This window comes from Armatimonas sp. (assembly GCF_043760365.1).
Taxonomy (GTDB): Bacteria; Armatimonadota; Armatimonadia; order Armatimonadales; family Armatimonadaceae; genus Armatimonas.
The window spans coordinates 1-5,872 of sequence record NZ_JAYUPA010000206.1 but is presented as its reverse complement, the minus strand read 5'-3'; the positions used below and the strand labels follow the sequence as shown (position 1 = coordinate 5,872).

Here is a 5,872-nt window from a genome sequence, read left to right as displayed (position 1 = left end):
CCGGTCTTGCACGACACCTACGCCGATCTCGCGGCGGCGTGTGAGGGCGCGGACTTGCTCCTCAACCACACGATTGTCTTTCCGGGGCCGCTGCTCTCGCAAAAGACCGGGCTGCCGTTTCTCTCCGTGGTGCTCCAGCCCATCGTCTTCTTCTCCGTGAGCGATCCCTGCATCCTGCCGCCGCTGCCGCGCTGGCAGGGCTTCCCAAGGCTCCCTAAGTTTCTGGTGCGCTTTGCCTTCCAGCAGGGCTGGCGTCTGACCCGGCCCTGGGCCCGACCCGTGGACGCGCTGCGTGCCGAGCTAGGCTTGCCGCCTGATCCCCGAAATCCCCTGATCGAGGGGCAGTTCTCGCCGCTTGGGACGCTGGCGCTGTTTTCGTCGGCGCTGGCGGCGGCGCAGCCGGACTGGCCACAAAACGCCGTGCAGACGGGCTTCGCTTTCTACGACTCGCTCGACGGTCAAACCGAGGCGCTCTCTCCTGAGTTGGAGGCGTTTCTTGCCGCGGGGGAGCCGCCGATTGTCTTTACACTCGGCTCGTCTGCCGTGATGACGGCGGGAGATTTCTTTGTGGAGGCTGTGAAAGCCGCGCAGCAGCTAGGCCGCCGCGCCGTCTTGCTGACCGGGCGTGATCAGCCGGTGCCACCGAACCTGCCCGCAAGTATTCTGGCCGTGCCGTACGCTCCGCACTCGCTTCTCATGCCACGGGGCGCGGCCACGGTGCACCAGGGGGGAGTGGGTACCACGGCACAGGCACTCCGAGCGGGCAAGCCGCAGGTTATTGTCCCCTTCGCCCACGACCAGCCGGATCACGCCGCCCGTATCACCCGCGCCGGGCTGGGAAAGACCGTTTATCGGGATCGGTGCAATGCGCACACGCTTGCCGCCGCGCTCGCGCCCCTACTCACAGACACTGCACTGCAAGCGCGTTGTCAATTGGTTGGGGAGCAGCTCCAACAAGAAGACGGTGTCGCCCGCGCCTGCGAGGCGATCGAGCGGCTTGCGGCGGCTCTGGTAAAATAGGTACTATGAGACGCTCTCCGCAACTAATGATCGCATTTATCATTGTGATTTTCACAATGGTCAGCTACCTGGGCAACCGTACCAACAACGAGTTCACGGGCAAAGTGCAGCACCTCGCCATGACCACCGACCAGGAGATCGCGGTCGGGCTGCAGTCGGCGCCACAGATTGCGGCACAGTACGGCGGGGAGAGCCGCGATGCCAGCGCGGTTGCCAAAGTGCAGCAAGTCGGGGAGCGGCTGCTGAGTCGGGCGATTAAACAGACACCCTACAGGTTCCAGTTTCATTTACTGGCGGATCGGAAGACCATCAACGCCTTTGCGCTCCCCGGTGGGCAGGTCTTTATCACGGAGGCGCTCCTGCGGAAGCTCCACACCGAGGGCGAGCTGGCAGGCGTGCTCGGACATGAGATGGGGCATGTGGTCGGGCGGCACGGAGCGCAGCAGCTTGCCAAGCAGCAGCTCACGCAGGGGCTGGTCGGCGCGGCAGGGGTGGCGAGCTACGACCCCGACAACCCGGGGCGCAGCATGGCAACGGGTCAGATGGCTCAGCTGGTCGCCTCCACGATCAATATGAAGTTCGGGCGCGACGACGAGCTCGAGTCCGATAAACTAGGCGTTCGGTTTCTCGCACAAGCGGGCTACGATCCGCGTGCGATGATTGGCGTGATGAAGACACTACAGGCGGCGGGTGGGGGTGGGCGTCAACCCGAGTTCTTCAGCACGCACCCCAACCCGGAGAACCGCATCGCCCATATTCAAGCCGCCATCGAGCAGGAGTTCTCCAGCGGCATCCCCACCGGCCTGGAGCCGTAGGCGCTACAGGCGGGTCTGGACAGCACGTTCGATTTCTTTCCCATCAATCTGCCCACTCCAGTGCTTCAAAATCTGACTGTCTTTCACCAGCAGCACCGACGGCACAGACTTCACGCCCCACGCCTGCCAGATCGTCTCGCCGTTCAGCAGGATCGGGTAGGTGAACTTGGTTTTTGACTTGGCGAGAAACGGCACCACTTTTTGGGCACCCTCTTCATCGAGTGAGATCCCAATGACGGTGAAGTTTCCCTTCGCGGCGTACTTCACCTGAAGCTTCTGCAACTCCGGCATCGCTTTCACACACGGTACGCACCAGGTTGCCCAGAAGTCTACGAGCAGTAGCTTGCCTTTGAGAGACTCCAGAGTCACCGTCGCGCCGCTGGGGGTCTTGAGTGCAAAAGGCGGCGCGGGGCGCGGTACAGGGGCCGGGATATAGGCCTCGGGGTCTTTGAGAAAGCGCTCTATCTCGCCCGTGTTGCAGAAGTAGTACGTCTTGCCTTTATAGGCCACAGCCCCTGCGGGTTTCTCCTCGCCCTCGCCGCTCTGGGAGCAGATCAGGCAGAGCGCCTTTGCCGGTAGCTTACCCGTCACGCGCTGCGCTTTCTCTTGAAACAGTGTTCTCATCATCTTAAAAATTCCTCGCGAAGGCGATACCGATGCGCTTATTGAATGCCGCTATTAAGCTGACACTCTCGCCGCGCTTGCTAAACCACGAGAGCGTCGTGTGGCCGTACTTACCATCGCACATTGGCAAGAGCACCAGATCGTCGCGTAGCGCAAAACTTGCCCCAAATGGCGCGAGAACTTGCTTGCCAAACTCCGAGTAGGCCAGCCCCACATACGGCGCGAGTTTGCCACTCTCACCGCCGAGCTGCTTTTGCGCCGAGACAAAGTAGCTCATGCCCGAGGGCGTCCCGATCCGATCGCTGGAGAAACCGGCGACAATCCCAGGACGATTCTCACTCTCGGGCTGGATAAAATAGTTGCCCACGGGATTGAGCTTCGCCTTGGGCGCGTTGGCGTTGAACTCTGCTCCCACCTGAAAGCGCGGCGAGACCCGCCCGGTCAGAGTCGTGCGCCAGCGAGGGCGTTCCTGCACGGAGTCCACGTAGCGCTGGGAGAGCTGAAACTTACCTTGAACGCCACTCGCACGGAGCGGCGACCCTTCACCGGGTCAGCCCGTTCACGGAGGGAGGGTCGATCGCAGCTTATCTTTGACAGACTGTCCACTTTTCTCTTGCTCCTGTGCCCACCCTGCGCTGGAGAGCAGAGCCATCAGGCTCAGAGGGAGCACAGTGAGCACAAGAGCGCGGCTCATGCGGCAGTCTTTACTTTGCAACAGGCGCAGCAGTCGCAATCACAGGACGTGCAGTCGCAGCAGCAAGTGCTGGTGGTGCAGCATCCCGCACAGCAGTTGATTGATGTGGTATTGGTTTCGAAATTCATTGTTTTGACCCTTTACTTTCCGGTGACAAACGCCCCGAGTGCGCTGAGCGCCTCGGGTTTGACCTTGCAGTAGACCACTCGCCCGCGTTTTTCCGTCTCGATCAGCCCCGCGTCGCGCAGCTCATTTAAGTGGTGCGTGATGGTGCTTGGTGCACAGGGCACCTGACAGCGGATGTAGCACGCCGCCGTCCCCTCGCAGTCGCCGCAGCACTGCCCACCCTCCGTGTAGCCACACGTCGAGCCGCAGCAGCGGATGCAGTTAAAAACCGCGAGCCGCGTGGGATCGGCGAGCGCTTTGAAGATCGTTACAATATCGGGCATGGTCTACCTTTCGATCACTGTCGAAATGTTATCACAGGATTTTGAATACTTCAATAGTTATCGAAGTATTTTTTCTCAGGGAACTATTTTACTCGAATCAATGGTATCGTACGAAAAGTGATGCGAGCGACAATAATAATCTGGTTGGCAGTTTGTCTGATTCTGGGAATGATTCCTAGAGTACCAGGCGTTCGGCTTGTCTGCCGCATGACGGGCCAACCGATGGCGATCAACGCCGAGCAAGCCTGTTGCAATGTCGTTACGGGCCACAATGGTCAGCTTGTGTTGCAAGCGCCGGGCTGCTGCGAGCTCCAGATCACCCCGGCAGGGTCGGATGCGCCGCCGACGGTTCTGAGCGACACTCCGCCGCTCGTCGTCGCACTTCCCTCACACCTGGCTCTTGTGCCGCAGGTGGCGTTTATTGCGCCTCCGACAGCACTGTCTCCTGTGCAGTCTCACGCGCCGCGTGGCCCGCCTCGAAACCCCTCGGCTCCCCGTGCTCCCCCTGCTTTCTCCTAAACCATCGCTTATTTCTTGTGCCTTGCCTCGCGCCAGGCCCCGATGTTTTTGGAGAAAATAATCATGAAACCTGTTTTGAACTTGACTGCCGCGCTCACAGTCGTGGCTTTATTGTCCTCCGTGGCTTTATCGTCCTCTGTTTTCGCGTCAACCCCGAAGCCCTCTTGCTGTACCAAGGGCTGCTGCGAAGAAATTGGCGTAGATCGCACCGCCTCCCACGGCAAGCTTCTTATCTTTGTCGCCAAAGCGACACGCCTCGCCTGCAAGATGGGTTGCTGCAAGAGCGAATCCGTTAAGGAAACTCGTTGGACGGGTAAGCGAAACGAGGAAGTACTTGTCTCGAAGAGCACCTGTACAATGCCGAATGGCTGCTGCGCGGACTCCTGTGCTAGGCCCGTAGAGATTTCCTCGCTACCCGCTCGGTGGATCCGTCACGGCAAAGGAACCTTGTTCGTCAACGCGGGGCAGAAGGCTCCCGCCTTTCTTCAACCGTATGACTCGGCGACGAAAATGACCCCGAACTGCTGTACCAGCGGTCAAGACTGCTGCGCAACAGGGTGTTGCCGCGCATGAGACGCACACGCGTCGGGCTGGTCGTCTCTCTGGGTGCGGCCAGCCTTCTTCACACGCCCCTGGCACGTGCCCATGAGCCGCTCTGGGGCGAGACACCTCAGACCTTTGCCTTTGGTGTGATTCACCCCGAGCTACGTTTCGCCCGTGGAGAGTCGCGCTTCTCTGTTCAGTACGCGCCCAAGACCACGGAGAACCTGAAGCTGGAGGTGATTCAGCGTGGCGCAGGCGGAGCCGCAGACGATATTTTCCTCACCCAGAAGCGCCGCACCCGTGCGACATTTGGCCCAGATTTCAAGCAGATGGAAGCTCTGGTCGTGGGCACTGCGATCAACCGGCCCGGCTTCCAGCTTGGCTACGCCTTCGCGCACGAGCGGCTCACGGACACGATCTGGGCAAGTGCTGTACACACGCGCACTCGGAGCGAGCGCATGACGGAGCTAGATGCAGCGTACGGCTACTGGCTCAAGCGTGCGAGGACTCCTGCGGATCACGGCTTCCTGATTGCACTGGGTGGCCACCACGAGGCGCTCCGAGCAAGCTCTCTGACGGGCGTTCACACCTCGCTCATTCTCACCAAAGGCCCGACCCAGACTCGGGTCGGGCTACTCTTTCCCACCAAAGGCCCTGCGCAGCTGCGCTTCGGCCTGGAGGCACTTTTATGAAAATCAACCTCACTTTGGCAGCTCTTGTGCTGCTTCTGCTTGCAGCGACCGACTCTCACGCCGAGATTAAAAATGTTCGGATGGGAGTCAACGGTGTGACGTGCCCTACCTGAGCGGTCAGCCTCGATAAGGGGCTGAGGCGCCTGGCAGGCGTCGAAAAAACAGCACTCACGGTGGAAAAGAAATCCGCATGGGTAGAGATTAAGATCAAAGCGGGAGTTTGGATAGATCCCCTCCGCCTCGTGAAAGCCATTGCCGAGGCGGGGTACCAGGCTCGTCGCGACGATATTTTACTGACCCTCACAGGAACGCTCGTCCGAGAAAAGGGAGGCTATCTCCTGCAAATGAGTGATGTCAAACCGGAGCCACAGGTTCTCTTTGTACAGAGAGACTCTGTAGTTTTGGAAGATCTAGTAGGTGTACCCGTCGAGGTGGAGGGCTTCTATGGCACGCAAAAAGCCGGAGTACCAATGACTCTGCGCCTCCTGAAGATTCAGAAACTTTAGCCTCGAAGAA

General features: G+C 60.0%; 10 protein-coding genes. 5 read left to right on the top strand and 5 right to left on the bottom strand.

Annotation, left to right across the window (positions count from 1 at the left end; all coding sequences use genetic code 11):
• Window positions 1-1,020: glycosyltransferase (locus ACH2EH_RS05055; protein ID WP_395139548.1), on the top strand; the 1,020-nt coding region annotated here is incomplete at its 5' end.
• Window positions 1,021-1,025: 5 nt separating this feature from the next.
• The gene (locus ACH2EH_RS05050; protein ID WP_395139546.1) at window positions 1,026-1,835 is read left to right on the top strand and encodes a M48 family metalloprotease; all 810 of its coding nucleotides are present in this window, start codon (window positions 1,026-1,028) and stop codon (window positions 1,833-1,835) included.
• Window positions 1,836-1,838: 3 nt separating this feature from the next.
• Here ACH2EH_RS05050 and ACH2EH_RS05045 read toward each other — a convergent pair whose 3' ends face one another.
• From ACH2EH_RS05045 to ACH2EH_RS05030, 4 genes are all read right to left on the bottom strand, one after another.
• Window positions 1,839-2,462, bottom strand: coding sequence for a redoxin domain-containing protein (locus ACH2EH_RS05045; RefSeq protein WP_395139544.1), 624 nt, complete (start codon window positions 2,460-2,462; stop codon window positions 1,839-1,841).
• Window position 2,463: 1 nt separating this feature from the next.
• Window positions 2,464-2,934, bottom strand: a complete 471-nt coding sequence (locus ACH2EH_RS05040) for a hypothetical protein (protein ID WP_395139542.1) — start codon at window positions 2,932-2,934, stop codon at window positions 2,464-2,466.
• Window positions 2,935-3,018: 84 nt separating this feature from the next.
• Entirely contained in the window at window positions 3,019-3,153 is a 135-nt protein-coding gene (locus tag ACH2EH_RS05035; RefSeq protein WP_395139540.1) for a hypothetical protein, read from the bottom strand.
• Between the two features lie 140 nt (window positions 3,154-3,293).
• The gene (locus tag ACH2EH_RS05030; RefSeq protein WP_395139538.1) at window positions 3,294-3,602 is read right to left on the bottom strand and encodes an ArsR/SmtB family transcription factor; all 309 of its coding nucleotides are present in this window, start codon (window positions 3,600-3,602) and stop codon (window positions 3,294-3,296) included.
• A 120-nt stretch (window positions 3,603-3,722) separates the two neighbouring features.
• Between ACH2EH_RS05030 and ACH2EH_RS05025 the strand changes: the two genes are divergently transcribed.
• On the top strand, window positions 3,723-4,121 hold the full coding sequence (locus ACH2EH_RS05025) for a hypothetical protein (protein ID WP_395139536.1): 399 nt from the start codon (window positions 3,723-3,725) through the stop codon (window positions 4,119-4,121).
• A gap of 8 nt (window positions 4,122-4,129) precedes the next feature.
• On the opposite strand, the gene ACH2EH_RS05020 is transcribed toward ACH2EH_RS05025, so the two are convergent.
• Window positions 4,130-4,297 carry a hypothetical protein gene (locus tag ACH2EH_RS05020; RefSeq protein WP_395139533.1) on the bottom strand — a complete coding sequence of 56 codons (168 nt, stop codon included), beginning with the start codon at window positions 4,295-4,297 and terminating at the stop codon, window positions 4,130-4,132.
• A 393-nt stretch (window positions 4,298-4,690) separates the two neighbouring features.
• Between ACH2EH_RS05020 and ACH2EH_RS05015 the strand changes: the two genes are divergently transcribed.
• Complete coding sequence (locus ACH2EH_RS05015; RefSeq protein WP_395139531.1) at window positions 4,691-5,356, top strand: hypothetical protein; 666 nt, start codon at window positions 4,691-4,693, stop codon at window positions 5,354-5,356.
• A gap of 173 nt (window positions 5,357-5,529) precedes the next feature.
• Entirely contained in the window at window positions 5,530-5,862 is a 333-nt protein-coding gene (locus ACH2EH_RS05010) for a hypothetical protein (protein WP_395139530.1), read from the top strand.
• Window positions 5,863-5,872: the final 10 nt, after the last annotated feature.